Origin of the sequence: Fulvimarina uroteuthidis (genome assembly GCF_034321785.1) — a bacterium.
Taxonomy (GTDB): Bacteria; Pseudomonadota; Alphaproteobacteria; order Rhizobiales; family Rhizobiaceae; genus Fulvimarina; species Fulvimarina uroteuthidis.
On sequence record NZ_JAXLPB010000002.1, the window covers coordinates 809,979 to 835,496 of the forward strand.

23 protein-coding genes and 1 tRNA gene are annotated in these 25,518 nt (G+C 62.9%); 16 read left to right on the plus strand and 8 right to left on the minus strand.

Going from position 1 to position 25,518, the window contains the following annotated elements; translation table 11 throughout:
• The first annotated feature begins 130 nt into the window (after positions 1 to 130).
• The 4 genes from U0C82_RS08615 (at position 131) to U0C82_RS08630 (ending at position 6,300) form a co-directional block, all read left to right on the plus strand.
• Positions 131 to 1,918 carry a type I secretion system permease/ATPase gene (locus U0C82_RS08615; protein ID WP_322186662.1) on the plus strand — a complete coding sequence of 596 codons (1,788 nt, stop codon included), beginning with the start codon at positions 131 to 133 and terminating at the stop codon, positions 1,916 to 1,918.
• Complete coding sequence (locus tag U0C82_RS08620) at positions 1,915 to 3,324, plus strand: HlyD family type I secretion periplasmic adaptor subunit (protein ID WP_322186663.1); 1,410 nt, start codon at positions 1,915 to 1,917, stop codon at positions 3,322 to 3,324. Before U0C82_RS08615 ends, U0C82_RS08620 begins: the two co-directional genes overlap by 4 nt.
• Before the next feature lie 3 nt (positions 3,325 to 3,327).
• Positions 3,328 to 4,722 (plus strand): TolC family protein, encoded by a 1,395-nt coding sequence (locus tag U0C82_RS08625; RefSeq protein WP_322186664.1) that lies wholly within the window; start codon positions 3,328 to 3,330, stop codon positions 4,720 to 4,722.
• 378 nt (positions 4,723 to 5,100) lie between these two features.
• On the plus strand, positions 5,101 to 6,300 hold the full coding sequence (locus tag U0C82_RS08630) for a site-specific integrase (RefSeq protein WP_322186665.1): 1,200 nt from the start codon (positions 5,101 to 5,103) through the stop codon (positions 6,298 to 6,300).
• A 47-nt stretch (positions 6,301 to 6,347) separates the two neighbouring features.
• Here the strand turns inward: U0C82_RS08630 and U0C82_RS08635 are convergent, their stop codons facing one another.
• From U0C82_RS08635 to U0C82_RS08650, 4 genes are all read right to left on the minus strand, one after another.
• Positions 6,348 to 7,193, minus strand: coding sequence for a ParB/RepB/Spo0J family partition protein (locus tag U0C82_RS08635; protein ID WP_322186666.1), 846 nt, complete (start codon positions 7,191 to 7,193; stop codon positions 6,348 to 6,350).
• The gene (locus U0C82_RS08640; protein WP_322186667.1) at positions 7,190 to 7,612 is read right to left on the minus strand and encodes a hypothetical protein; all 423 of its coding nucleotides are present in this window, start codon (positions 7,610 to 7,612) and stop codon (positions 7,190 to 7,192) included. Before U0C82_RS08640 ends, U0C82_RS08635 begins: the two co-directional genes overlap by 4 nt.
• Positions 7,613 to 7,968: 356 nt before the next feature.
• Positions 7,969 to 8,709, minus strand: coding sequence for an AbiU2 domain-containing protein (locus U0C82_RS08645; protein WP_322186668.1), 741 nt, complete (start codon positions 8,707 to 8,709; stop codon positions 7,969 to 7,971).
• A 45-nt stretch (positions 8,710 to 8,754) separates the two neighbouring features.
• Positions 8,755 to 9,306 (minus strand): recombinase family protein, encoded by a 552-nt coding sequence (locus tag U0C82_RS08650; protein WP_322186669.1) that lies wholly within the window; start codon positions 9,304 to 9,306, stop codon positions 8,755 to 8,757.
• Positions 9,307 to 9,453: 147 nt separating this feature from the next.
• On the opposite strand from U0C82_RS08650, the gene U0C82_RS08655 reads away from it, so the two are divergent.
• Positions 9,454 to 10,596, plus strand: a complete 1,143-nt coding sequence (locus U0C82_RS08655) for a DUF2806 domain-containing protein (protein ID WP_322186670.1) — start codon at positions 9,454 to 9,456, stop codon at positions 10,594 to 10,596.
• A 272-nt stretch (positions 10,597 to 10,868) separates the two neighbouring features.
• Here U0C82_RS08655 and U0C82_RS08660 read toward each other — a convergent pair.
• Positions 10,869 to 10,944 (minus strand) — tRNA-Ala (locus tag U0C82_RS08660).
• A 416-nt stretch (positions 10,945 to 11,360) separates the two neighbouring features.
• Positions 11,361 to 12,500, minus strand: coding sequence for an acyltransferase family protein (locus U0C82_RS08665; protein WP_322186671.1), 1,140 nt, complete (start codon positions 12,498 to 12,500; stop codon positions 11,361 to 11,363).
• 391 nt (positions 12,501 to 12,891) lie between these two features.
• Between U0C82_RS08665 and U0C82_RS08670 the strand changes: the two genes are divergently transcribed.
• From U0C82_RS08670 to U0C82_RS08690, 5 genes are read left to right on the plus strand one after another with little or no spacing between them, the layout of a single operon-like run.
• Complete coding sequence (locus U0C82_RS08670; protein ID WP_322186672.1) at positions 12,892 to 14,478, plus strand: peptide ABC transporter substrate-binding protein; 1,587 nt, start codon at positions 12,892 to 12,894, stop codon at positions 14,476 to 14,478.
• A gap of 49 nt (positions 14,479 to 14,527) precedes the next feature.
• Positions 14,528 to 15,451 carry an ABC transporter permease subunit gene (locus tag U0C82_RS08675; protein WP_322186673.1) on the plus strand — a complete coding sequence of 308 codons (924 nt, stop codon included), beginning with the start codon at positions 14,528 to 14,530 and terminating at the stop codon, positions 15,449 to 15,451.
• Positions 15,448 to 16,368, plus strand: a complete 921-nt coding sequence (locus tag U0C82_RS08680) for an ABC transporter permease (protein WP_322186674.1) — start codon at positions 15,448 to 15,450, stop codon at positions 16,366 to 16,368. The genes U0C82_RS08675 and U0C82_RS08680 overlap by 4 nt, the downstream gene beginning before the upstream one ends.
• Positions 16,365 to 17,381 (plus strand): ABC transporter ATP-binding protein, encoded by a 1,017-nt coding sequence (locus U0C82_RS08685; protein WP_416186639.1) that lies wholly within the window; start codon positions 16,365 to 16,367, stop codon positions 17,379 to 17,381. The genes U0C82_RS08680 and U0C82_RS08685 overlap by 4 nt, the downstream gene beginning before the upstream one ends.
• Complete coding sequence (locus tag U0C82_RS08690; RefSeq protein WP_322186676.1) at positions 17,374 to 18,351, plus strand: ABC transporter ATP-binding protein; 978 nt, start codon at positions 17,374 to 17,376, stop codon at positions 18,349 to 18,351. Before U0C82_RS08685 ends, U0C82_RS08690 begins: the two co-directional genes overlap by 8 nt.
• A gap of 329 nt (positions 18,352 to 18,680) precedes the next feature.
• Here U0C82_RS08690 and U0C82_RS08695 read toward each other — a convergent pair whose 3' ends face one another.
• Together U0C82_RS08695 and mutM are read right to left on the minus strand one after the other, a co-directional pair.
• A complete protein-coding gene (locus U0C82_RS08695; protein WP_322186883.1) occupies positions 18,681 to 19,454 on the minus strand; it encodes an enoyl-CoA hydratase in 774 nt (257 codons plus the stop codon).
• A gap of 158 nt (positions 19,455 to 19,612) precedes the next feature.
• Positions 19,613 to 20,506, minus strand: a complete 894-nt coding sequence (gene mutM, locus U0C82_RS08700; protein ID WP_322186677.1) for a bifunctional DNA-formamidopyrimidine glycosylase/DNA-(apurinic or apyrimidinic site) lyase — start codon at positions 20,504 to 20,506, stop codon at positions 19,613 to 19,615.
• 157 nt (positions 20,507 to 20,663) lie between these two features.
• Between mutM and ubiE the strand changes: the two genes are divergently transcribed.
• The 6 genes from ubiE to dut all read left to right on the plus strand — a co-directional run bounded on the left by ubiE (position 20,664) and on the right by dut (position 25,509).
• On the plus strand, positions 20,664 to 21,443 hold the full coding sequence (ubiE, locus tag U0C82_RS08705; protein WP_322186884.1) for a bifunctional demethylmenaquinone methyltransferase/2-methoxy-6-polyprenyl-1,4-benzoquinol methylase UbiE: 780 nt from the start codon (positions 20,664 to 20,666) through the stop codon (positions 21,441 to 21,443).
• A 29-nt stretch (positions 21,444 to 21,472) separates the two neighbouring features.
• Positions 21,473 to 23,056 carry a 2-polyprenylphenol 6-hydroxylase gene (gene ubiB, locus U0C82_RS08710; protein WP_322186678.1) on the plus strand — a complete coding sequence of 528 codons (1,584 nt, stop codon included), beginning with the start codon at positions 21,473 to 21,475 and terminating at the stop codon, positions 23,054 to 23,056.
• 87 nt (positions 23,057 to 23,143) lie between these two features.
• Entirely contained in the window at positions 23,144 to 23,437 is a 294-nt protein-coding gene (locus U0C82_RS08715; protein ID WP_322186679.1) for a FitA-like ribbon-helix-helix domain-containing protein, read from the plus strand.
• On the plus strand, positions 23,434 to 23,835 hold the full coding sequence (locus tag U0C82_RS08720) for a type II toxin-antitoxin system VapC family toxin (protein WP_322186680.1): 402 nt from the start codon (positions 23,434 to 23,436) through the stop codon (positions 23,833 to 23,835). The genes U0C82_RS08715 and U0C82_RS08720 overlap by 4 nt, the downstream gene beginning before the upstream one ends.
• Positions 23,836 to 23,845: 10 nt before the next feature.
• Positions 23,846 to 25,066, plus strand: a complete 1,221-nt coding sequence (coaBC, locus tag U0C82_RS08725) for a bifunctional phosphopantothenoylcysteine decarboxylase/phosphopantothenate--cysteine ligase CoaBC (RefSeq protein WP_322186681.1) — start codon at positions 23,846 to 23,848, stop codon at positions 25,064 to 25,066.
• Positions 25,063 to 25,509, plus strand: a complete 447-nt coding sequence (gene dut, locus U0C82_RS08730; protein WP_322186682.1) for a dUTP diphosphatase — start codon at positions 25,063 to 25,065, stop codon at positions 25,507 to 25,509. Before coaBC ends, dut begins: the two co-directional genes overlap by 4 nt.
• The last annotated feature ends 9 nt before the right edge of the window (positions 25,510 to 25,518 follow it).

Sequence of the window (25,518 nt, forward strand, 5' to 3'; positions counted from 1 at the left end):
CAGGGGAGGCGGAGCCACGATTCCAAGCGCCGTTTCACCCTTCGTTAAGCTTAATTCGGTTAGCTGCTCCCCACGTCCCATTGGACGCTTCCGGCGAGCGAAGGCGGTTTGGGCGAGGGTGTCTCGGCAGATGATGGCAGTGTCGAAATTTCTGGCCGAGAAGGGGAGAAGCCATGTGAGGATGATCGCCATCCTCTCGATCGTCTCGAACCTGATGATCCTCGCGCCGTCGTTTCACATGCTCCAGGTGTACGACCGGATCCTGGCGTCCCAGTCGGTGCCGACTCTCGTGTCCATCACCCTCATCGCCATGTTCGCCATCGCCGTCTACGGCGTGTCGGAGGCGGTGCGCATGCGCGTCGCGCGGCGCCTCGCCAACGTCCATGCGGTGGACGTGTCGCCCAAGCTCTTCACATCGCTCGAGCATGCGGTCTCGGGCACCGACGGCGGCAAGGTCCTGCGCGACTATGCGGCTGCCAATGGCTGGCTCGCTTCCAAGGCCTTCGTCAATTTCTTCGATCTGCCGTTCATTCTCCTTTTCGCCGTCATCCTCTATCTCGTCCATCCGCTCGTCTGCCTTCTCGGTGTCGTCGGGCTCGTGCTCCTCGTGGGGATCGGTTGGCTCAACGTCGCGGCGACGCGCAAGACCGCCGCGGCAAGCCGCAGCGCGGATACCGAGACCAGCGCGTTCGCCTTGAGCGCGGTCAAGCGCGGGGCCGAAATCCGCGCGCTCGGCATGCTGCCCGATCTCGCCGCCGTCTGGGGCGTCAAATCCGCCCGCTCGATCCAGGCCGCCCAGAACGCCGCCGACAAATCGGCAAGCCTCACCGCTCTCAGCCGCACCGTGCGCCAGGCGATCCAGATCGCCACGCTCGGCTGGGGCGCCTATCTCGTTCTCGGCGGCGACATGTCGGGCGGCATGATCTTCATGGCGTCCATGGTCTCGGGAAAGATGCTGCAGCCGGTCGAGCAGATGATCGCATCGTGGGACGCGACGACGCGCGGCCTTGCCGCCTTTGCTGCGACTGCGGACCTGACCGCCGCCCACGAACGCCTGGCCGAACGGCCCGACCTGCCGACCGCCAGGGGCGCCGTCGAACTGCGCGACGTCGGCGTCCGCGGCCATGGTGATACGATCCTCGTCTCGGACGCGACCCTCAAGGTGGCGCCCGGCGAGTGCGTGGTTCTCGGGGGAGCCGCCGGCGCGGGCAAGAGCCTTCTCCTCGGCTGCATCGCCGGCGGCCACGAGCCGGCGAGCGGCCTCGTCCTTCTCGACGGTGCGCCGCGCGAGCGCTGGCCCATTCGCCAGTGGGGCCGTTCGGTCGGCTATGCGCCCGAGGAGCCCGGCTTCGTCCTCGGCAGCGTCGCCGCCAATATCGGCCGCTTCGAGCCGGACGGCGACATGCGGGAGATCTACCGGCTGACCCAGGCGCTCGGCCTGCACCGGGCGCTCGTCGAACTGCCGCGCGGCTACCAGACGCCGCTCGTCGACGGCGCGAGCCTTCTTTCGGCCAGCCAGCGCCACCGCGTCTCGCTCGCCCGGGCCTTCTACGGCAACCCGAAGCTGATCGTTCTCGACGAGCCGACCGCGCGCCTCGACGCGCGCGCCGAAGGCGCGCTGACGAACCTCATCTCCGACGCGAAGAAGGCCGGCTGCGCGATCGTCATGACCACCCGCTCGCCGCTTCTCCTCAGGCTTGCCGACCGGGCCTACGAAATCGCCGGGTGCCGCCTCGTCGAGCGCGACATCCGGCAGCCGTCCGGCCTTCGGTCCGCCCCGAGCGCCAAGCCCGGGCAGCCGGGCCCGCACGGCGCCGCAAGCCCGCATAGCCCGGCCCTGCCGTCGAGGCCGCGCGCCTTCAATCCCGTTCCCGCGCCGGCCCCGCCGAACGACCGGACCGCCTCGGTGACCCGATGACGACCGGCGAACTTGACCGGGCCGCCGATCCGTTCGGCGCCATCGAGACGACCGCCACCGGCCAGAGCGGCACGTTCGGGCGCGCCATGTTCGCCGCGTTCGCCGTCTTCGCGCTCTGGGCCTTTGTCGCACCGCTCGATTCGGCCGTCATCGCCCCCGGCGCTCTCGTATCCGACGGGCGCAACCTCGTGCTCCAGCACATGGCCGGCGGGACGATCCGCGCGATCTACGCAAAGGAAGGCGCGTTCGTCGAGAAGGGCGAGACGATCCTCGATCTCGCGCCCCTCGTCGATCAGGCGCGGCTGAGCAAGCTGAAGGCCCGTCAGGCGACCCTCCTGGCGATCAAGTCGCGGCTCGACGCCGAACAGTCTCTCGAAGGGGGCGACGGTGCGGACGATGACGACACGGCGGATGGCTCGATATCGGCCGACATGCTCGACGGCCTGCGCCTTCGAACCGACGCGACCGCGACCGAGGCCTCGATCGGGGGCGATGGGCTAAGCGACATCGTCCGGCTTCTCAACATCGAGCAGGAGCGCGAATTCTCCCGCGGGCGAAAGGCCGTGTCCGCCCAGCTCGAGGCCCTGCGCAACCGCAGCCAGGCCGAAGAGCGCCGGCATGGCGGGCTCCTCGAACAGGCGAGCGACAGCGAACGCCAACTCGCGCTTCTCGAAAACCAGGTCGCGCGCGCGCGCCGGCTCGCCGATCTCGGCCACCTGCCGAGCCGCGAGGTGTGGGACCTCGAAAGCCGGCTCCTGCAGCAGCAGTCGCTTCTGTCGAAGATCGCGTCGGATGCGGCGGCCAGCGAGCGCACGGTCGCGGAGATCGCGTCCGAAATGGTCCGGGTGGTCGCCGACGATGCGCGCTCCAATTCCGAGGAGCTCACCAACGTCCTGTCGGAGATCGAGCAGATCCGCGACGAGATCGCGGCCGCCGAGGAAACCCTTGCGCAGACGGCCATCGTCGCGCCCGCGAGCGGCTATCTCATCCGCTTCGTCGCCAACACGCAAGGCGGCGTGGTGCCGCCCGGCGAGACCGTGGGCGAGATCGTGCCGAAAGACGCCGAGCTCGTCGCCCGCGGCCGCGTCCCGGCCCGGAACATCGCCAGCGTCGCCGTCGGCCAGAGCGCCGACATCAGGCTGACGGCCCTCAGCTTCAGCAAGGAGGATCCGGTGCCGGGCACCGTGCGGTTCGTCGCCCAGGATGCGAGCGTCGACGAAGCTTCGGGCGAGCGATATTTCGAGGTCGAAGCGCGCCTCGACCTTGCCGGGCTCGACCACGTCGCCGCCCGGATGACGGCCGGCATGGGTGCCGATCTGTACATCAAGGGCAGCCCGCGCACCTTTGCGAGCTACCTGACCCAGCCGCTGACCGATGCGCTTTCGCACACCTTCAAGGAGCAGTGAGTGATGACGAAGGCGCGGCGCACACTCCTTTCGGCATGCGTGGCGATCGCGACGCTGCTTCTTGCGCCGGTCCACGCCCGGAGCGAGGAGACGCAGGGCGCAAAAACCATCGACAGGCTGACGGTCTCCTCGCTGGCGCGCTACAAGGCGGTGCCGCCGGCGCGCGACGCGGGCTCTTCGTCCTATGCGCTTCGCGGCGCGCTCGACCTGGTGCTGGAGCGCGATCCGCGCATCGGCGAGGCGGCGGCCGAGGCGCGGGCGGCCGAAACGGACGTCTTTGCGCAATTGATGCGCTACACGCCCGTCATCACCGCCAGCATCGAGAGCCGGATGGATGTTGCGACCGGCCGGGACGTCCTGTTCCGAAACGATGCGATCCCGGACAGTTACGGCAAGGTCGAGCTGCGTTTCCCGGTCTTTACCGGCGGCCGGCGAAGCGCCGACCTCAAGCGCTCGCGCGAGCTCTCCCTGGCCCGGCAATACCGCTATCAGGCCGTGCGCGACGACGTTTCCCTCCAGGCGGTGGAACTGTGGACGAACGCCTGGCTCGGCATTGCGGAACAGGGCATCGTCGAGGAGCGGATCGCCCGGCTGCGGTCGCTGCGCGCCTCGATCGACGATCGGCGCCGGAACGGCTTTGCGAGCGGGTCCGACCTCGCCCGGCTCGATGCCGAAATCGCGGCCACGCGCCGCATCTTCAACGACGTCGTCGCGCGGCGCGACAAGGCGCGCGCCGAGCTTGCGCGGCTCGGCGGCGGCGGCGCCGCGACCGCCCGGGGCGCGCTGCCGCAGCTCTCCCGCCACCTGCCGGCGTCCAAGGCGCAGCTTCTCGCCCTTGCCAGACGGGCCAATCCGAGCCTTTTGGCCGCCGCCGCCGATTACCGGGCCTCGATCCACCAGGCGCGCTCCTCCTACGGGCAGCTCCTGCCGCAGGTGGATGCGACGGCCGAGTGGCGCCACGATCTGGAGCGGGCCGATCATCTGTCGCGGCGTGACGGCTGGACCGTCGGCCTGTCGCTCAAGGTGCCCCTGTTCGACCTGTCGAGCGGCGCGGCGAGCCGGGCCGATCGCGAGCGCACGGACGCCGCGCTTTATCGCGAGGCCCAGACCCTCAACACCGTTCAGATCGATATCGATCGCCTCTACATCGACAAGGCGACGCTGCGCGAGAACGATCGCGCGCTCGAGGCGGAGCTCGCCGCCCGCCGCAAGAGCGCGGCCGCCGCCCGCAGCCGATATGCCGAAGGCTTCGGCGATCTGGAAGAGGTGATCGACGCCCAGAACGAACTCGACGACACGCGGCGCCTCGCCGTCCTCGCGAAGGGCGAAGCCTTCATGGTCGACGCCCGCCTCCTCGTGCGCGGCGGCCTCTTCAGGACGACAATGCTGGGCGGGTAGGCGTTTGCGGGGGATCGCAAGCCGCTGGACGATGTTCGCGGCACAGCTATCGATAACGAAAAGCGCTGGACCGGACCGGGAGGGACTTGGTGGAGCTGAGCGGGAAAGTTGGCCCTGTTCGCCAAAGCCTTGATTTCCTTGCAACCTCTTGATCCTCTAGCCTTCTGGGTACATTCTCTGGGTACGAGAATGGGTACGCGAGGAGGTTCTTTGGCCCGGAATACAGCCGATCGTAAGAAGTATCTCGAATGGCATGGCGGCAGCTATCGTGTCTCGGTGCATGTGCCTCAGGGAGCGAGGGCTAAGCTTGGAACCCGCCTCAAGAGGTCCCTTAAGACTGATAGCCTGTCAGTTGCCAATCGGTTGAAATGGACAGTGGTGGCTGAGTTCCGAGCTATCATCGAAGCCGAGCTTGATGGATCCGGCTCAACGCAACAGCGTGAAGCACTAGCGCTCGCAAAAGAGCTAAGAGACGCGTCGACCAAAGAACACCGCGACTTCGTTGAAATGCTCATCCACGATCGTGCGAGCGAGATCGCAGGCCCTCCAATCGATCATGGATATGACCACGATGGAGAATATGCTCCAGAGTATGAGCCGAAGAAGGAGAGCGAAGCCCGATGGTTTGCCGATCTGGCTTTCGGCAAGCGCGTTCCCATCGATTTTTATCACGCCAAATACCTCGAACAGCTTGACGTGAAACGGCGGACGCTCGCAGACGCCGAGCGCTCCATGAAGTACCTCCTCGAGTGGTGCCAACGTGAAGATATTCCACCGTTCCTGAGCGACATCACTGAACGCGTCGCGGTACGCTTCATGGACGAGCTGCATACCGTGGCGTCCAGTAGTCACCCAAGAACCCTGAACAAGTATCTCAGCCGGCTCTCGCTGTACTGGAAATGGCTGAAGAGGCGACACGAGGTCGAAAGGAACGTCTGGGACGGCGTGACGCTATCCCTCCCGAATGACAAGGCAGGCGACAGAGAGCGGCCTTTCACTGACGCGGAAGTCCTAAGGCTCCTCTCCGGCCCTGCCTCGCCGGAACTACATGACCTCATGAGGATCGCGGCGCTGACAGGATGCCGGCTAGATCCTATCGTCTGCCTGCGGGTTCGGGACTGTGATGGTGGGAACTTCGTGTTCAAGCCGCAAAAGAGAGAGATCGAGCCCCGGATCTGCCCCATCCATCCTGATCTTCGTGAGATCGTTGCGAGGCGATCACACGGCAAGGAACCGGACGCCGAGCTATTTCCCGAGTGGCCCTATCCGAAGACAGGCGATAGAGAGAAGAGCTTCAAAGCGTCTGGGCACTTCCTCGACTACCGCAGGTCCATCGGCGTCGACGAAGTCGTCCCCGGTCACCGTCGCTCGAAGGTCAACTTCCACTCGTTCCGGCGGTGGTTCGCCACGAAGGCGGAACAGGCTGATCAGCCGCCGCACATCATATCTGCTGTCATTGGTCATTCGAACGGACGCCAAGGCATGACCCTGAGGACGTACTCCAGCGGCCCGAAGATCGAACAGGCGAGACGTTGCGTAGAAGCCGTCCACCTTCCCGCCCAGCCGACATCGAATTAGGGGGGAGCCTATACAGGATGGCCACCCAAGGGGATGTATACCCCGCCCTAGAAATCCGGGTTGTGCCTGTCCGCTTGTTCCTCAAGGATCGCATCGAGCTGATCATCCGAGAGGTGCCCCAGCAGTTCCTCGGCGACATCCGAAAGGCGCCGACCAAAATACCTCTCAAGCGCCATAGCGGCGATCTCAGGAAGATTGACCATCTTGGGCCCGAACTTTCTGCTCAGGTCTTCGGCCCAACGATCCGCAAGTTGCTCTTTCCACTGCTCCAGCTGGTCGTCGCTCATGTCCTCATCGGTCTCATTGGCTGCCCGTTGCGCCTGCCCCCAGCTGTTGAACTCGAAGGCTCGATCCTCAAGCTTGTTCTTCGCCGTCCTCATGTTCGCGACGGTGGAAGTGCCAACGCCTGAGGCATCTGCGATCTGCGCCTTGCTGAGGCGTTCAAGGAGCGTCAGACGCCACGCATAGTTCAGCCGTTCTGGCTGACGCATGACGAGCTTCGCCCGCGAGTTTGCACGTCCTGAGGCAATCACGGCCTCCTCAAGGGTCCCCTCGAAGTAGGAGACCGGAACAGCGTCCGACCACTTCGCCTCTTTATAGGCATCGAAACGATGGTGTCCGTCGATGATGATCAGCTCCGGACCGGCCTGAAGGACCTCGATAGGCTCCAATGGCTTCCCACCGGACCGAATGGCCTTGGCGAGAACACCGACATGATGCTCATCGATGCCGCCACGTGGTTGGAACAGCTCGGAACGCCTGCCAAGGTCCTCTAACCGGACTTCGGCCGGCCGGTCAGCACTTGGCTCACTCTCGATCTTCGCAGCGAGTTCCGCCATGGCACGAGCTGGCTCGAACTCCACACCGCCTTGCTCATCGTTGCCGTCCATCATTCCAACTCCTTCAGGGCCGACTGGTGTTCCTCTCGTTGCCGAGCGTTCTGATCCATCTCCTTCGCCTCCAGCTCAGCCAGCCGGAGACCGGCCATGCCGAAGGCCTCCACGATCCATGCCTGGAGGTACTCCAGCGCCTTCGGTGGAACTTCGCTGTAGACGCGGCGAACGCGGTCCGCCCTGTGGTCCCACCTTCGGCCGACGCTCACGTCCGCTACACCACGAACACGCCGAACCAGTTGCGCCCAGAAGGCACGGTCCGACCGGAACCGCCTCGGCTCCAGCTCCTGCATCATGAACATGGCAAGCGCAGCATCGATTGCCGGCCGTGAGTTCGCCCCTTCGATGATCCTGAGAAGCTCTCTGGCGGCTCTCAGCTCGTACCGCTTGATCGGCCGGCCGGATGATGCCTGATCCACGATTGCCCGTGCGTGGCCTTCCAAGGCAGACCAGCGTGCCTCCAGTTGGCCCCATAGGGGATTGCTGGCGTTCTTCTCACGCCGCGTCTCCACACGACGGAGATACGGAGCGAAGTCCGCTTTCCCGATCCCGCGTTGATCGACACTTCCGTGGCGACGCAGCCGGGTCTTATGGGCAGGACAATAGGCACTGTAACGCGATGCGGTTTCGTTCGTACAACTGCTCACTCGACACGTTCTAGGCATGCTTCTCCATCAAGATTTGCAACCATGTTCAGACGGACAGAGACAATTCAATTCAACTACGTTGGTCCCCCTTCTTCTGACGTGGCCTTCGTCGCAGGGTTCGGCAACACCTACTGGCCCTCAACGAAGGAGCAGTTGCGCCACAATGCTTCTGCCGCAACTTTCCCCATCGAATGTACCTGGTCCCAATTGCGTGACGTATAGGCGAGCCCTAGCCAGAGAGACTGGACTATCGGCTCAGTCCGGCTAAGGATATCGGTAAGTGCTTGGTAATTGACATCCGGCACATTTTGCTTCGTTTCCTTATCAAGTGCGTGTGCGATGTTAGCATCTCTGAACTTCTTCAACGCAACCTGCTCTTCCGATCGTCGCACTGCGTCTGACTGCTGGATCGCCTGTTCAACGTCTGAACGCCTCTCACTGACGACTTTCTCGGTATGCCGTAGGGAAATATCAAGCGCCCAGCCTGTGAGCTTGGGCGGTAGATGCTGATTTGCGTTCTTTACCGCTTTTGCAACGAGTAGGTCCAACACGTGACGATCATCCAGCAACATCGTAATGGATGGGATGGAGTTTCGGTTCTCTGCTGCTGCGTCCCACATGGCGCAGAGTGGAAGAATTTCACCTCGCATCATGTTGTCACGAAACATGTTAAACGCTAATGCGGCTTCGTTCCCTTTGATCTGATCCGAGAGATGCGTCGAGAAGCAGACCAACTGATTGCACTCATGCTGAAAGATAACAGCTTGAAGGTCTATCTGGACTTCGTTGATCCGTCGTTGCGCATCATCTAGACGTTCCTCGGAAGACATCTTGGCGACTTCATCACTCCACTGACGACTTTTTCCCATCGGGGACCATCTCTTTGAGTTGTACGGATAAGCCCGCGCGAATGGTTAACGTCCTAGAGCTTTCTGCACGGTGGCCTTCGAGAAACCTACCTTTGCCGCAATCGCACGGATACTCTCGCCTTCCTCTCGTAGCTTCAGGATCGACGCTCGCGTCTCATCGGTCACCTTGGGAGGACGACCACCAACCCGCCCCTCAGCCTTCGCCTTGGCGATGCCTTCCATCTGGCGTTCTTTCCTGATCTCGGTCTCGAACTCGGCAATCAACGCGAGAATGCCCATGACGAGCTTGCCAGTGCGTGTGGAGGTATCGACAGCGCTGTCATCCAATACCTTAAACGCCACGCCTTTGGCCTGAAGATCGGTGATGATCCGATAGAGATCTGCCGTCGAGCGAGCGAGCCGGTCCAGCTTCGTGACGATGAGCGTATCGCCCTCTCGCACGTATCGGAGACACTCAGCGAGTGCTGGCCGATCCCCGTCGAGACCCGAGCGCTTCTCTTGAAAGACCCTTTTGGCCCCCGCCTCTTCGAGCCGTGCGATCTGCGTTGTGTAGTCCTGTTGTCCGGTGGAGACGCGAGCGTAAGCGACCGTTGCCATGTCCATAATCCCCTAAGGCTTCGATGGACAACCGGTTATCGGACGCAAAGGGTACAGTCAACCCGACTGGGTCAGAAAGGTATAGAATTGTGGACATGAACTTGATTTGGGTTGTACAACGACGTCGAGATCAGTCGGAGGAAGCTTATGGCTTGGATGCCTGGGGAGGAGCTGCTGAAGCGGCTCTGGGAAAGCATCGAGAAACTTGGGACAGGTCTTGCAAGCCCAGCCCAAATACGCCGTGAGGGGAAGGCGAGAGCAGATGTTCGCCGTTACGAATTGCTTCGAGATGCCGAGGCGATGCGGGATGCGCAGGATATCCTTGCAGGACGTGCAAAGCTAAATCCGGAAAGCAAGCTGATCACAGGCCCTGCCCATTCTCAAATTTCCTATAACGCGGACACTGGGGGTATGCAGCTCCCCAATGTTGTAGGACGGGATGCACAGCTCGACCTCAACAATGCCTTACGTGACACAACTCACCTTTCAGCTCTCGCAGCCCAATCACAAATATCCGCCAATATCAGTGATATCGAGAGATTAGCGGCGCTCCGCGCGACTGTGAGCATGACAGAGGATGTATTGGTAGCCGATGCTGCGGACAGCGACAAAATAGCAGAGAAAGCTCCGAGCGAAGAAGAAGAGACGATAAACCCACAAAATGCCGGTATCGAGCCGGACTGGTTAAGTTCGTGGCGCGAAGGAGCCGAGCGAACTACCAATAACGATCTGCGTCTACTTTGGGCAAGATTGCTGGCTGGCGAAATAAAATCGCAAGGATCTTATTCTAAACGAACAATGTCGTTTTTAAATAGTATAGATGTCAAAGAAGCGAGACTAATTGAAAAGATTGGTCCATACGTTTGCGATAAGATACGTATTCTAGCTCCGGAAAATACCCACAGCGATGCAAGTTTCCTTGAGAAGTACGGAATACAATTTGTCAATCTGATCGAATTAGAAGAGCTAGGCATACTGACCGGGGCGACTGGAATAGGGTTCACTGTCCCCCTGAATTTCAGTCATGAAAATCCGATGGTTGTCAAGCTTAATCGGAACAGATGCTTGGTTGCAATTCCCAGAGATGATAACAAAACGATAAATCTCCGCGCATATAAACTTTCGACCATCGGAGCGGAGGTAGTTAGTCTTGGTTCGTTTGAGACCCCAGAGGCCTACATACACGAGCTAGCGGAGTTTTTTAAGAGCGCGAACATGAGAGTTTTAATAGGAGAGGCTAAAGACGCTGGTCTTAATCGGATTACGTTAGAGAATGGGCGAGAATTATAAATTACTTCCTATCGAAGCTCACTGGTTCGGCAGTCCCTTGCCCCCACCGGGGGGGGAAGCTTCATTCGGGTCCCATATATCGAATAGCCGCTCAGAATTTTGCACCAAACATCTCGGGTTGCAGCGGACAATCCCGGACGAAGCCCACCATATTTGATGAGGCCTCCACTCGACCCGGGTACGTTCAATGGGTACGAACGTGGGTACGCCAAAAGCGGGGTTATATCGCTAAATAACTGTTTTTTATGGATAAATAGACGCATGCAGGGAGCTGGTGGAGCTGAGCGGGATCGAACCGCTGACCTCGTCATTGCGAACGACGCGCTCTCCCAACTGAGCTACAGCCCCATCCACCATTCCGGCTCAAGAGTTACGTCGCCTTACGCGACCCGTCAACGGGTGGGCCTGGCGCAAACTTTCTCTCAGGTCACGAAAGCCGTCTGCGCGCCTCATCTTCCAGGCTTTGCGACCCTTTCGAAGCGCGAAGAGCTGCGCGGCATGGTCGTTCTGTCAAAGAACCGATCAATCGCCTGCGAAGCCGGAACCTTTCGTTACCAGATCCGCTCGACCGGCTTGGCGTTCACCGTCCAGCCGGTCGCATGCACGAGCGCCGAGTTCCGCAGATACCACCCGGCGACGCTGTGCCGGAGGCGGGCACGCCGATCTCGGCGGTCAGAGCCTCTTCGTAGCAGCGATGAGTAACTCCGGTCGGAGGCGGCGCCGATTGCGACAGGCCGGCCGGTCGCGCCGTCCAAGTGCATGCTTCAACTGTCGGAAACACCGTGACGGCCTTCGCCGGGCAAGGCGGATCTCTCGGACAGATAGGACAGGCGGAACTGTAGAAAGGGACGTTCAATCAACCGGTAGCTCAGGGCTGAAATCGCTGCGGTTGCGGCAAAGCAGACCAACCCGACCAGAAGAACGGCCCCATTGTTCTCGAGATTGAACACAGAGCGGTCGATGGCGGTCGCCATCGCGAACACGAAGAAGAAATGCAGAAGGTAGATCGAATAGGACCATCGCCCGATCGGGGCGGTCCATCGAATGAACCGATTCCGTTTGGAGAGATTCAGGTTTTCCACCATGTAAATCATGGGAGCGAAGAACAGACCTTCGATGGTCGTCAGAACGATCCAGATTGCCGATGATGACGGATATCCACCATTGCCGTAAAAACCGCCGAGACGATCGAACTGCCACCATAGGAGGTTGAACAGGACGAAGACGAACAGCAATTGCCAGCCAACATGCCGTTTGGGGAACGCCCGAGAACCCCAATAAGCAGCCCACATACCGAACAGAAACTGATCGAGGCGACCGATGATGGAAAAATACGCCGCGTACTGGATGGAGCCATTCCGCTCCCAAAGCCCGTAGCGCAACGCGATCATGACGATGATCAATGGCAGGATGGTCCAGATCCGATGCCGAATTATGGGTATCAGGATTGGTATCAGAAGATAGAAATGCGCTTCTACGGTAATCGACCAGGCGCCGCCCGGGGCGACGGGAAAGATAAGCCCTTCGACGATGCTCGAAACATAAGCCGAGGTAACGAGAGAGGCGGTCGCAAGATCGGTGACCTGGGCCTGCCAAAGCGCGAGAACGTAAAATCCGGCAAACGAAACGCATAGAAGCGGCAGAAGGCGTAGGGCCCGATTGGTCAGAAACCGTCCGAAACGAATGGTCCCGTCACCGATGATCCGCGCGAAGAGATAACCGCTCAGTGTCATGAACACGGCGACACCCGTATGGCCTTCGGTCAGGAGCGAGACGAACGGCGCAAGTGGCGGGTCCAGCTGGCCCTCGTCGAAATGGTTGAAGTGCCAAATGAAAACCAACAGGGCGGCCAGGGCTCGAACCGAGTCAAGCGAAGCAAAATACTGACCGCTGGTCGACTGCATGTCCGTTGATTCTTCTTCTGTCGACCGTGGGCCGGACCGGGGATCTGGCACCGACCGGGAAGCCGTGGATGGATCTCGTTTTGGATCGGGCGGCGTTCGTCAAGACCATCCCTGGCGAAACACCCCTGCGTCGACCTTCCACTGAATTTTCATCCGCCAGCGATGAGTGCCTCGTCTCGTTCTGTTATCCCGTATGGCGCGGAACGAGCAACCGGCGTAGGCGCGGGGCCCTTCGATCGCAAAGCGCCGGAGGCGGGCGTGGGATCGGGCGGGACGTGAGCGAACGGCGCCTTTCATTTCATCATAGCGCGCAATATGCACGCGTTGACCGTCTGGAGAAACTATGGTCTCGTCGTTGGAAACGATTGAATCGACAACCGACGGGTAACCGATGCACCATTTCCTCAAGGCTCTTGTCAGCGCCGTTGCCCTCTGTGCGGTGACGGGGCTTTCGCCCGCTGCTGCCGTCACGCTGAACCTTCACAATGGCGGCGATGCGACCTCGCTCGATCCGCAAAGGGTCAGCGGAGATTGGGAAAACCGCATCGTGGGCGACATCTTCGAGGGGCTCGTGACGGAGGATGCGAAGGCCAGGCCGATTCCCGGCATGGCGCGGGACTGGACGATCTCCGACGACGGCCTGACCTACACGTTCAATCTGAAAGAGGGAATCAAATGGTCGGACGGCGAGCCGGTCAAAGCGTCGGATTTCGTTTTCGCATTCAAGCGCCTGATGGATCCTGAGCAGGCCGCGCAATACGCCTATCTCCAATATCCGATCAAGAACGCCGAAGCGATCAACACCGGCAAGATGGACGATCTCGACGCGCTCGGCGTCAAGGCCATCGACGATAGGACCGTGGAGATCACGCTCGAGCGGCCGACCCCGTACTATCTCAGCGCGCTGCTTCACTACACGGCCTATCCGTTGCCCGAGCATGTTCTGAAGGAGAAGGGCGACGCCTGGGTCCAGATCGGCAATATCGTGACCAACGGTCCTTACCGGCCGGTCGAATGGGTGCCGGGCAGCCATGTCCTGACCGAGAAGAATCCGGAATGGAGCGATCCGGAGAGCCTCGATATCGACGGCGTCAAGTTCTTCACGCTGGAAGACCAGTCGGCGGCGCTGCGCCGGTATCGCGCGGGCGAATTCGATATCCTGACCGGCTTCCCGACCGATCAATACAAATGGCTTCAGGAGAACCGGCCCGGCGAGGCGCGCGTGGAGCCGTTCGCGGGCCTTTATTATTACGTCCTCAACACGTCCAGGCCGCCGCTCGACAAGGCCGACGTGCGCAAGGCGCTGTCGATGGCCGTCTATCGGGAGATCATCGGGCCGAATGTTCTGGGAACCGGAGAGCTGCCGGCCTTTTCCTGGGTGCCGCCAGGGATCGGCAATTACGAGAGCGGTCCGGCCTATGTCGAGTGGAAGGACATGGCCTATCCTCAGCGGGTCGAGGAGGCCAAGAGGCTTCTGGCCGAAGCGGGCCATGGGCCGGACAATCCGCTGAAGCTCACCTTGAGCTACAACACCGACGACAATCACAAACGCATTGCCGTTGCGGTCGCCGCCATGTGGAAGCCGCTCGGTGTCGACGTCGAACTCACCAATGCCGAGACCAAGGTGCACTATGCCAATCTGCGCCAGGGGACTTTCGAGGTGGGGCGCGCCGGTTGGCTCGCCGATTACGACGATCCGACGAATTTTCTCGACCTTCTGAAAAGTGGCATCGAGATGAATTACGGCCGCTGGACCAACCCCGAATATGACGCGCTGCTGAACAAGGCGGCAGAGATGCAGAACCTCGAGGAGCGGGCGGCGACCCTCGTGAAAGCGGAGACGATCGCTCTCGAGGATTCGGCTGCGATCCCGATCTACTATTATGTCAGCCGGAACGTCGTGTCTCCGCAGATCTCGGGCTTCGAAGACAATATCAAGGACATCCATCGCACGCGCTGGCTGGCGAAGACCGAGTGAGCGACGAACCCGGCTCGATGCCATCGCGCGGCATGGTGGAGTGCGCTGAATGATCGCGTTTGCAGTTCGGCGGCTTCTCACGACGATCCCGGTTCTCCTGATCGCGATCACCGCCTGCTTCTTCATCCTGCGGCTGGCTCCCGGCGGCCCCTTCGACCAGGAGCGGGCCCTGCCGCCGGAGGTCATGGCCAATCTGCGGGCCTACTACCACCTCGATGATCCGCTCATCTATCAATATTTGCGCTATCTTGGCCGGCTCGTGCAGTTCGACCTCGGACCGTCCTTCGTCACCAAGGACTTCTCGGTCGCACGGCAGATCGCGATCGGGTTGCCCTACACCCTGATCCTCGGCGGCGCGGCCTTTCTGGTCGCGGTGGTGGGTGGAGTGGCCGCCGGCATCTACGGCGCGCTCTACCAGAACCGTATTCCCGACTATGGCATTGCGGGGATCGTCATGATCGGCCTCGTCGTTCCGAATTTCCTGATCGCGCCCATCCTGCAGCTGGTGTTCGGCGTCGAACTCGGCTGGTTGCCGGTCGGCGGATGGGGCAATGGCTCGCCCTATTATCTGACGCTGCCCGTCATCGTTCTGGCGCTGCCGCATGTCGCGCGGATCTCGCGGCTGATGCGTGGCTCGATGATCGAGACCCTCAATGCGAACTTCATCAAGACCGCGCGGGCCAAGGGGATCGGGCGTCGGCGCATCATCCTGCGCCACGCGCTCAGACCCGCACTGACGCCGGTCGTTTCCTATCTGGGTCCGGCCGCGGGCTATCTGCTGACCGGCTCCATCGTCGTCGAGCAGATCTTCGGCATTCCGGGCATCGGGCGCTATTTCATCAACGCCGCCCTCAACCGCGACTATGGCATGGTTCTCGGGACGGTCATCTTCTACATGGCGCTGATCGTACTCCTGAACCTGCTGGTCGATCTCGCCTATGCTTGGCTCGATCCGAAGGTAAGAACGCGATGAGCATGACCCTCGACAAGCGCGCTGCGCTTCAGCGGTTCATCCCGGATGCCGGTGACGGTCCGGCCGGCGCGCCGCGATCGCTGACCTCGGACGCGATGCGCCGGTTCCGCTCGAACCGGGTGGCGATGGTCTCGCTCTTCGTGCTGTGCTTCATCATCGCCGCCGCGATCGTCGGTCCCTGGTTCATCCCCTACGACTACGAGACGCCGGACTGGTCGGCCTTCACCTCGCCCCCCTCGTTCGAAACCGGACACTATTTCGGAACGGACCAGAACGGCCGCGATCTTCTGGCCCGCACTCTGCATGGCACCCGCGTCTCGCTGCTCGTCGCCCTGATCGCGACCGTCGTCTCGGTCTGCGTCGGTGTTCTCTATGGCGCGACCGCAGGCTATCTCGGCGGCAGGGTCGACAGCACGATGATGCGCTTCGTCGATGTCATGTACGCCTTGCCCTACATCCTGTTCGTCATCCTTCTCATGGTGATGTTCGGGCGCAATGTCGTCCTGCTGTTTGCCGCCATCGGTCTTCTGGAGTGGCTGACCATGGCACGGATCGTTCGCGGTCAGACCCTCAGCCTGAAGCACATGGAATTCGTGGAGGCGGCGCGGGCCGCCGGCGTATCGACCTTTCCGATCATTCTGCGCCACATCGTGCCGAACCTTGTCGGACCGGTGGTCATCTACGCCACGCTGACCATTCCCGAAATCGTCGTCACCGAGAGTTTCCTCTCCTATCTGAGTTTCGGCGTGCAGGAACCGCTGACCTCGCTCGGCACCCTGATCTCGGCCGGTGCGGACGTTATCGGGGTCGCCGACTGGCTGCTGTTCTTCCCGGGCGGCGTGCTGGTCACGCTGCTCCTGGCCTTCGCCTTCGTCGGCGACGGGTTGCGCGACGCCTTCGACCCGAAAGACCGATGATGACGCCCTTTTTCGAACTCAGCGATTACGGTGTCGTCTTCGACACGCCGGACGGCGCGCGGCATGCGGTCGAGGATCTCAATCTCACCGTCGCACGCGGCGAGACCGTGGCCGTCGTCGGCGAGTCGGGCTCGGGCAAGAGCCAGACCTTCAACGGCGTCTTCGGTCTTCTTTCACGGAACGGTTCGACGCGCGGCAGGGCGCGTCTCGAGGGCCACGATCTTCTGACGATGGCGGAGAGGGATCTCGATCGGGTGCGCGGCCGCGACATGGCGATGGTGTTTCAGGATCCGATGACCGCGCTCAACCCGGCCATGAAGATCAGGCATCAGCTTTCGGAAACCTTGCGCATCCATCGAGCCCTGCCGAAGAAGCGGGCCGAGGCGGAGGCGCTCGCCATGATCCGTCGCGTCGGTATTCCCGACGCCGAGCGCCGTTTCGATCAGTACCCGCACGAACTCTCCGGCGGCATGCGCCAGCGAATCGTGATCGCCATGGCGCTCCTGTGCCGACCGAAGCTGATCGTGGCGGACGAGCCGACGACGGCGCTCGATGTTACCATCCAGGCCCAGATTCTCGATCTCTTTCGCAATCTGACGGCCGAACACGACACGGCGTTGGTGATGATCACCCATGATCTGGGTGTCGTTGCCGGTATCGCCGACCGGGTTGCTGTCATGTATGCGGGGCGCATCGTCGAAGACGCGCCGGTTTTCGCGCTCTACGAGCGGCCCGCGCACCCCTATACGGCCGCTCTGCTGAAATCGATCCCGCGCGTTGATCGCGAGGCGAGCGCCGTCGAACCGATTCCCGGTCGTCCGCCAAGTCTTGCATCATCGCCGAAAGGGTGTGCGTTCCATCCGCGATGCCGGTACGCGAAGGCGCGTTGCGCGAGCGAACGGCCACCGCTCGAGGCGATCAAGAACGATCGGCAGGTCGCCTGCTGGTTCCCGTTTGGGGTGACACGGGCGGACCCGTCCGATCCGTCGATCGACGAGGCGCCCCATGGTTGAGCCGATCCTGTCCGTTCGCGACCTTTCGAAAACCTTCGATGTCGGCGGAGGTCTGTTCCGGAAAAGCGCCAAACTGCGCGCCGTCACCGAGGTGTCTTTCGACCTTGCAGCGGGGGAAACGCTCGGTATCGTCGGCGAATCGGGCTGCGGAAAATCCACCCTCGGTCGTTCGATCCTTCGGCTCGTCGAGCCGACCCGGGGCCATATCGTGTGGCAGGGTCGCTCGCTGACGGATCTCACCGAGCGTGACATGCGTGAGGCCCGCAAGGACCTCTCGATCATTTTCCAGGACCCGATCGCCTCGCTCGATCCGCGTATGACGGTCGAAGCGATCATCGCCGAACCCTTGCGGGTGTCCGAGCCCGCGCTTTCGCGATCGCAACGCCGTGACCGGGTGCTTGAAACGATGGAGGCGGTCGGGTTGGCTCCCGAGATGGCCAACCGCTATCCCCATGAATTTTCGGGCGGCCAGGCCCAGCGGATCGGCATCGCACGGGCGATCGTCACGCGACCGAAACTCATCGTCTGCGATGAGCCGGTTTCCGCCCTCGATGTCTCGATCCAGGCGCAGATCGGCAATCTCCTCGGTGCCCTAAGAGAGAAATTCGGGCTGACGCTGATCTTCATCAGCCACGACCTGTCCGTCGTTCGCCTCGTCTCGGACCGTATCCTCGTTCTCTACCTCGGACGGATCGTCGAGATCGGCCCGCGTGCGTCCGTGTTCGAAACCCCAACCCATCCTTATACCGAGGCACTTCTCGCTTCGGCGCCCATACCAGACCCGCTGCTTGCGAGGCGCGCAAACGGCGCGGACATCACGGGGGATCCACCGTCTCCGATCAATCCGCCGTCGGGCTGCGCCTTTCGAACCCGCTGCCCGATTGCGGAAGACCAATGCGCCGAGAGAGTGCCGCCGATGATCGACGTCGGCGAAGGGCACAGCGCGGCCTGTCTGTTTGCCGAACGATAGTTGCAGGACGGTCTGCGAGGAACGTTCCGTCGTCTGTCCGCGCGGCGGCGGGCTTCGCGCCGTTGCTCCGGCTTAACGAGAGCTTTGGTTTCGCGGGCGAGTGGACGGTCCGTGGACGGACCCCCACCGGAACGATCTCGTCGCACAGCCCGTCGCGCGTCGAACCGTTGACGGGGCCCGAGCGGGCCTGAAGAGGAAGCTTGGAAACGGCCTTTGTGAATTGCGCTGGATTTTGCCCGGTGCCCTCAAGGGTCGCGTTGTTTTCGGCTCTTCGGCTCGATCGTCCAAGGCCCGTGCCCGCGTGCGTCCGGGCCTTGCGATTCCCAGGGCTAGCGGTTCTTGAACTGGGGCCCGCGTTTCTGGACGAAGGCGGCCATGCCTTCCGTCTGGTCTTCGGTGGCGAACGAGGCGTGGAAGAGGCGGCGTTCGTGCCTCAGGCCGGAGGCGAGCGGGGTCTCGAAGGCTTCGACGACCGCCTCCTTGGCCGCCAGAACGGCGGGCAGGGAGAAGTCCGCCACCTTTTCGGCGATCTTCAAGGTTTCTTCCAGAAGATCGGCGGTCGGGACGATGCGCGAGACGAGGCCGCAGCTTTCGGCTTCCTTCGCGTCCATCATCCGGCCCGTCAGGACGAGGTCCATGGTCTTGGCCTTGCCGATGGAGCGCGCGAGCCGCTGGGTGCCGCCCATGCCGGGCAGGATGCCGAGCGTGATCTCCGGCTGGCCGAACTTCGCGTTCTCCGCCGCGATCAGGATGTCGCACATCATCGCGACCTCGCAGCCGCCGCCGAGCGCATAGCCGCCGACGGCGGCGATGAGGGGCTTGCGGACGCGCGTGAGACGGTCCCAGCCGGCCCACAGATCCTGGAGATAGGCTTCGGAATATTCGTAGGCTTCCATCTCCTTCACGTCCGCCCCGGCCGCGAATGCCTTGTCGGTGCCCGTCAGGACGATGGCGCCGATCCTGCCGTCATGGTCGAAATCCTCCGCCGCCTGGCAGATCTCGCGCATCATCTGCTGGCTGAGGGCGTTCATCGCCTTCGGCCGGTTGAGCGTGATCAGCCCGGTCCGGCCGCGGGTTTCCGATTTGATGGTTTCGTATGCCATGATGTCCTGCGCCCTCGATGGTCTCGCCATGCCTCGATCTTCAAGGCGCATAAAGAGCGCGCGCGCGTCCGGATGCAACATGCGGTGCCACGCCTTGCTGCGAATGGGTGCGGCGACCGGCACCCGAGGCAAAAACCCCGGATCGGCCGGATGCGCGATCAGCGCTGGCATCGGGGACAGAAGAAGGTGGAGCGGCCGGACTGGACGATGCGCGCGATGGTGCCGCCGCACCCTTCGCGCCGGCAGGGCTCGCCCTCTCGCCCGTAGGCGGCGAACGAATGCTGGAAGTAGCCAAGTTCGCCATCGGCCTTGCGATAGTCGCGCAAGGTGGAGCCGCCGGCGAGGATCGCGTCGGCGATGGTCCGGCGGATGTGATCGGCGAGATCGGCGAGCCGCTTCGTCGCCGTCCCGTCCTTGCGCACGAGCGTGCCGGCGCTCCTGCGCGGCGAAAGCCCGGCGCGCCAGAGCGCCTCGCAGACATAGATGTTGCCGAGCCCCGCGATGAGGCGCTGGTCGAGGAGCACGGCCTTCAGCGGTGACGCCTTGCCGGCAAAGAGCGGCGCGAGGACCGCGCCGGTCAGCGCGTTTCCCGTCGGCTCGATGCCGAGATGGGAAAAATGGGGATGGGTCGCGATCTGGCCGGGCTCGATCAGCGTCATGTAGCCAAATCGTCGCGGATCGTTGAAGACGACCGACACCAGGGGCGCGCCCGGACGCTGCAGCCGGAAGCGGACATGGTCGTGCGTCCTTGCCTCCGAGCGCGGATGGACGAAGGCGCCGGGAACCGTTTCCAAGCCCTCGGTCTCGATGCGGAACGCGCCGGACATGCCCAGATGCATGGCAAGCGCGAGCCCGTCCGTGGTTTCGGCAAGCAGATATTTGGCCCTGCGCGACAGGCTCGCGATCGTCTGACCGACGAGCCGTTCGGCGAACCGGTCGGGAAGCGGGAAGCGCAGATCCGGCCGCGCAAGATGCAGCCCGGTCACGGTGGCGCCCTCGAATACGGGCTGCAATCCGCGGCGGACCGTCTCCACCTCTGGCAATTCCGGCATGAGCGTATAAGTCCCAGACTGTGTGGCGCGGATCGTTGGCGCGACATCCACATTAAGCATTGCAGGACGGACCGCCTTGCGGGGGTCGGTCCTCTTTGATTTGTCCCATCGATATCGTCATCCAGGACGGTGCGATCAAATGCTAGGTTCGAATGCCATGTCCGACAGCCGTGCGACAGATGCCGATGCCATGGAAACCAGCTATGGCTATGCGACCGTTTCGGGCCGCGACGAGAAGCAGGCGCGCGTCAACGACGTGTTCCATAGGGTCGCTAAGCGCTACGATCTGATGAACGATCTGATGTCGGGCGGCCTGCACCGGGTCTGGAAGGACGCGATGGTGGCGTGGCTGAGCCCGCCGCACCGGGCGGGATGGAATTTTCTCGATGTCGCCGGCGGCACCGGGGACGTCGCCTTCCGCATCGTCGAGCGCACGCGCCGCAAGGCGCAGGGAACGGTGCTCGACATCAACGCCTCCATGCTGGGCGTCGGGGCCGAGCGGGCGGCCAGGAAGGGCCTGTCGGACAATCTGCGCTTCGTCGAGGCCAATGCCGAGGACCTGAAGCTGCCGGACGCCGAATTCGATGCTTACACGATCGCCTTCGGCATCCGGAACGTGCCGCGCATCGACAAGGCGCTGGCCGAAGCCTACCGCGTTCTGAAGCCCGGCGGCCGCTTCCTCTGCCTCGAATTTTCCGAGGTCGACGTACCCGGCTTCGACAAGATCTACGAGACCTGGTCGTTCAAGGGCATTCCGGCGATCGGCGAACGGGTCGCCAAGGATCGCCAATCCTACGAATATCTGGTGGAATCCATTCGCCGGTTCCCGAACCAGGAGAATTTCGCCTCGCTCATCCGCGACGCCGGGTTCGAGCGCGTGACCTATCGCAATCTGACGGGCGGCATCGCGGCCCTGCATTCGGGCTGGAAGCTGTGACACACGACGAAAGCCGAGGCTGAACCGGCGTGGCCAATCCCATCCGAGGTATCATCGCACTGGCGCGCGCCGGCTTCATCCTGGCGCGTGAGGGCGTCGTCGGCGCGCTTCCCTCCGAAGGCCTGCCCGCGCCGGCGCTTCTTGCCTACAAGGCCGCACGGCTTCTGGAGCGCAAAAGCGCCGCCGACCGCGAACGCTCCGACCGCCTGTCGCGGGCGCTGAACCGGCTCGGCCCGTCCTACGTCAAGCTCGGCCAGTTCCTCGCCACGCGTCCCGACATCGTCGGAACCGCCTTTGCGGACGAATTGGGCGGGCTGCAGGACCGTGTCCCGCCATTTCCCACCGAGCAGGCGATCGAGGAGATCGAGGTCACTCTCGGCCGGCCCATGCACGAACTCTTCGTCGAGCTCGGCGAAGTGGTCGGCGCGGCCTCCATCGCTCAGGTCTACAAGGCCCGCATCCTCGATCCGGACGGCGTCGAGCGCTTTGCCGCCGTCAAGGTGATCCGCCCCGACGTGCGCGCCCAGTTCCGGCGCGAACTCGATGCGTTCGCCTTCATCGCGCGCTTCCTGGAGCGGTTCTTTCCCGCCGCCCGCCGCCTGCGGCCGGTCGCGGTCGTCGAGACCCTGACCCAGACCACCAAGATCGAGATGGATCTGCGGCTGGAGGCGGCCGCCTCGTCCGAGATGGCGGACAACATCGCGGGCGATACCGGCTTTCGCGTCCCGCGCATCGATTGGGAGCGCACCGGCCGCGACGTCGTCACCATGGAATGGATCGACGGCATCAAGATGAGCAATGTCGAGGCGATCATCGCCGCCGGCCACGATCCCAAGCTCCTGGCGGTCAATGTCGTCCAGTCCTTCCTGCGCCATGCGATGCGCGACGGCTTTTTCCATGCCGACATGCACCAGGGCAATCTGTTCGTCGCGCCCGACAGCGCGGTCGTCGCCGTCGATATGGGAATCGTCGGGCGCCTGTCCGACGATTCCAAGCGTTTCCTCGCCGAAATCCTCTACGGCTTCATCAAGCGCGATTACCGGCGCGTCGCCGAATTGCACTTCGAGGCCGGCTACGTGCCGCGCACGCAGGACGTGGCGAGCTTTGCCCAGGCGCTGCGCGCGATCGGCGAGCCGATCTACGGCCAGCCCGCCGAGACGATCTCCATGGGCCATCTCCTGTCGCTCCTGTTCGAGGTGACCGACCTGTTCGAGATGAAGGCGCGGCCGGAGCTCGTTCTCCTGCAGAAGACCATGGTCGTCGTCGAGGGCGTCGCCCGAACGTTCGACCCGAAGTTCAACATGTGGGTGGCCGCCGAACCGGTCGTCTCGGACTATATCCTCACCGAGCTCGGGCCCGCGGCCAAACTGCGCGAAACCCGCGACGGCATCGAGGCCATGCTGCGGCTGCTGCGGCGCGTTCCCGATCTCGCCGAGGGCCTCGGGGTCCTGTCGGTGCAGCTGCCCGATCTCATCGAGAACGGCATCCGCCTCAACGACGACACGCTGAAGGATCTGGCCAGCGAAAAGCGGGCTTCGATCATGTCGGGCCGTCTCGCACAATGGGTCATCGCCGTGTCCCTGGCCTCGATCGCGATTTCGTTGCTGTTCTGAGGTGAGATGAAATCGACCACGTCAAGGTTTGCCAGAGGGAGCGGCCGGGACTAAATCTGTCTTGAAAACTGGATTTGGACCGACGTGATGGCGACACTGACGATCAGGAATCTCGACGAAGCGATCGTTCGAAACCTTGAGAAGGGTGCCACCTTGCGGGGGCACTCTCCTGCGGAAGAGGCTCGCTACATCCTGCAGCGAGCGTTTGGCGCATACGATGGCGAACGCGGCTTCGATGTGAAAAGCGGCTCTGAAAGTGCGGGCAATCTCACCGATGAGCAGCAAAGACGCGCCGATCTGATGTTATCACTGGGCCGAAAACCCGATGAGCCTTTCGACTTGAAGGCATTTCGCACCGAATTGTCGGACCCTGCAGTGTGATCATCGTTGATACCTCGGCTCTGATCGCCATTATCGGTGAAGAACCGGAGCGATTTTCTTTCGTCGATCTCATGGTTCGGGTGCCGGACATTGCGATGTCAGCGGCCACATTCGTGGAGACGGGAATCGTCTATCGGTCGAAGTTCTCCGGCGATGATTTCGACCGCCTCGAACGACTGATCGAAATTGCAGAAATCGAAATCGCGCCGGTCGACGCCGGCCAGGCTCGGCTGGCGATCGAAGCCTATGTTCGATATGGACGCGGCTCGGGCCACAAAGCGCAATTGAATTTCGGCGATTGCTTCTCTTATGCTCTTGCCAAGATTCGGGGCGCGCCTTTGCTCTTCAAGGGTGAGGATTTCGCCGCGACTGACATCGAACCGGCCTTGCGGTCATGATCGGATCTTCATGAAAACCCTTGCCGGCAAACGCATCCTTCTCATCATCGGCGGCGGAATCGCGGCCTATAAGGGGCTGGATCTCATCCGGCGACTGCGCGAGCGGGGGGCGGTCGTGACGCCGGTGATGACCCGGGCCGCCACCGAATTCGTGACGCCGCTGTCCGTCGGCGCGCTGTCGGCCTCCAAGGTCTATGGCGACCTGTTCGACCGGGACGACGAACATGATGTCGGCCACATCCGGCTTGCGCGCGATCACGACCTGATCGTCGCGGCGCCCGCGACCGCCAATCTGATGGCCATGCTCGCCAACGGCCTTGCCGACGATCTGGCGACGGCGATCCTTCTGGCGGCGAGGGTGCCGGTCCTGATGGCGCCGGCCATGAACCCGGCCATGTGGGACAATCCGGCGACGCGGCGCAATCGCGACACCCTGATGGGTGACGGCATCCGTTTCGTCGGCCCGAACCATGGCGACATGGCCGAGCGCGGCGAGGCCGGAACCGGACGCATGGCCGAACCCCTGGAAATCGTGGCCGCCGCCGAGGAACTGCTCGGGCCTCGATCGAAGCCGCTGTCGGGCCGCCGCGTTCTCGTCACGTCCGGCCCGACCCACGAGCCGATCGATCCGGTCCGATACATCGCCAACCGATCGTCCGGACGCCAGGGTCACGCGATCGCGGCGGCGCTCCAAAGGCTCGGTGCGGACGTGGTCCTGATCTCCGGCCCCGTCGCGATCGCCGATCCAGACGGCGTCACGCTGATCCGCGTCGAGACCGCGCGCCAGATGCTTGCGGCGGTGGAGGCGAGCCTGCCGGCCGATGCCGCGATCTTCGTCGCAGCCGTCGCGGACTGGCGGGCAAGCACCGAGGCCGGCTCCAAGATCAAGAAGACCGGCGGGGGCGCGCCGACGATCACCTTCACGCAGAATCCCGACATTCTCGCAACCATCGGCCATGGTGAGCGGCGACCCGACCTCGTCGTCGGCTTCGCCGCCGAAACCGACGATCTCCTGAACAACGGACGGGTCAAGCTCGACAGGAAAGGCGCCGACGCGATCCTTGCCAACGACGTGTCCCCGGCCGGCGGGGTGATGGGCGGGGCCGATAACACCGTTCACCTCATCACCCGGGACGGGATCGAGGATTGGCCGACGATGACGAAGGAGGCCGTCGCCGAGCGGCTGGGGTCGTGGATCGCGGCACGGTTGCCGGGAGACGTCGCCCGATGAGCCGGACGATCGTCTTCCGGCGCCTTTCCAATGGCGAGGGCATCGATCCGCCGCGCTACGAGACGGCGGGCTCGGCCGGCGCCGACATCCGCGCCGCCGTCGAGGACGCGATCACCCTTGCGCCGGGCGCGCGCGCGGCCATATCAACCGGCTTCGCCTTCGCCGTTCCGCAGGGCTTCGAAATGCAGATCCGCCCGCGTTCGGGCCTGGCGGCGCGGCACGGCGTCACCGTCCTGAACGCGCCGGGTACGGTCGACAGCGATTTTCGCGGCGAGGTGAAGGTGCTCCTCGTCAATCTCGGCGCTTATCCCTTCACGATCGGGCGCGGCGACCGGATCGCGCAGATCGTGATCGCGCCGGTGACGCTCTGCCGGTTCGAGGAGACCGACGATCTCGGGGTGACGATCCGGGGCGCGGGCGGGTTCGGCTCGACGGGGGTTTGACGGGGGGTG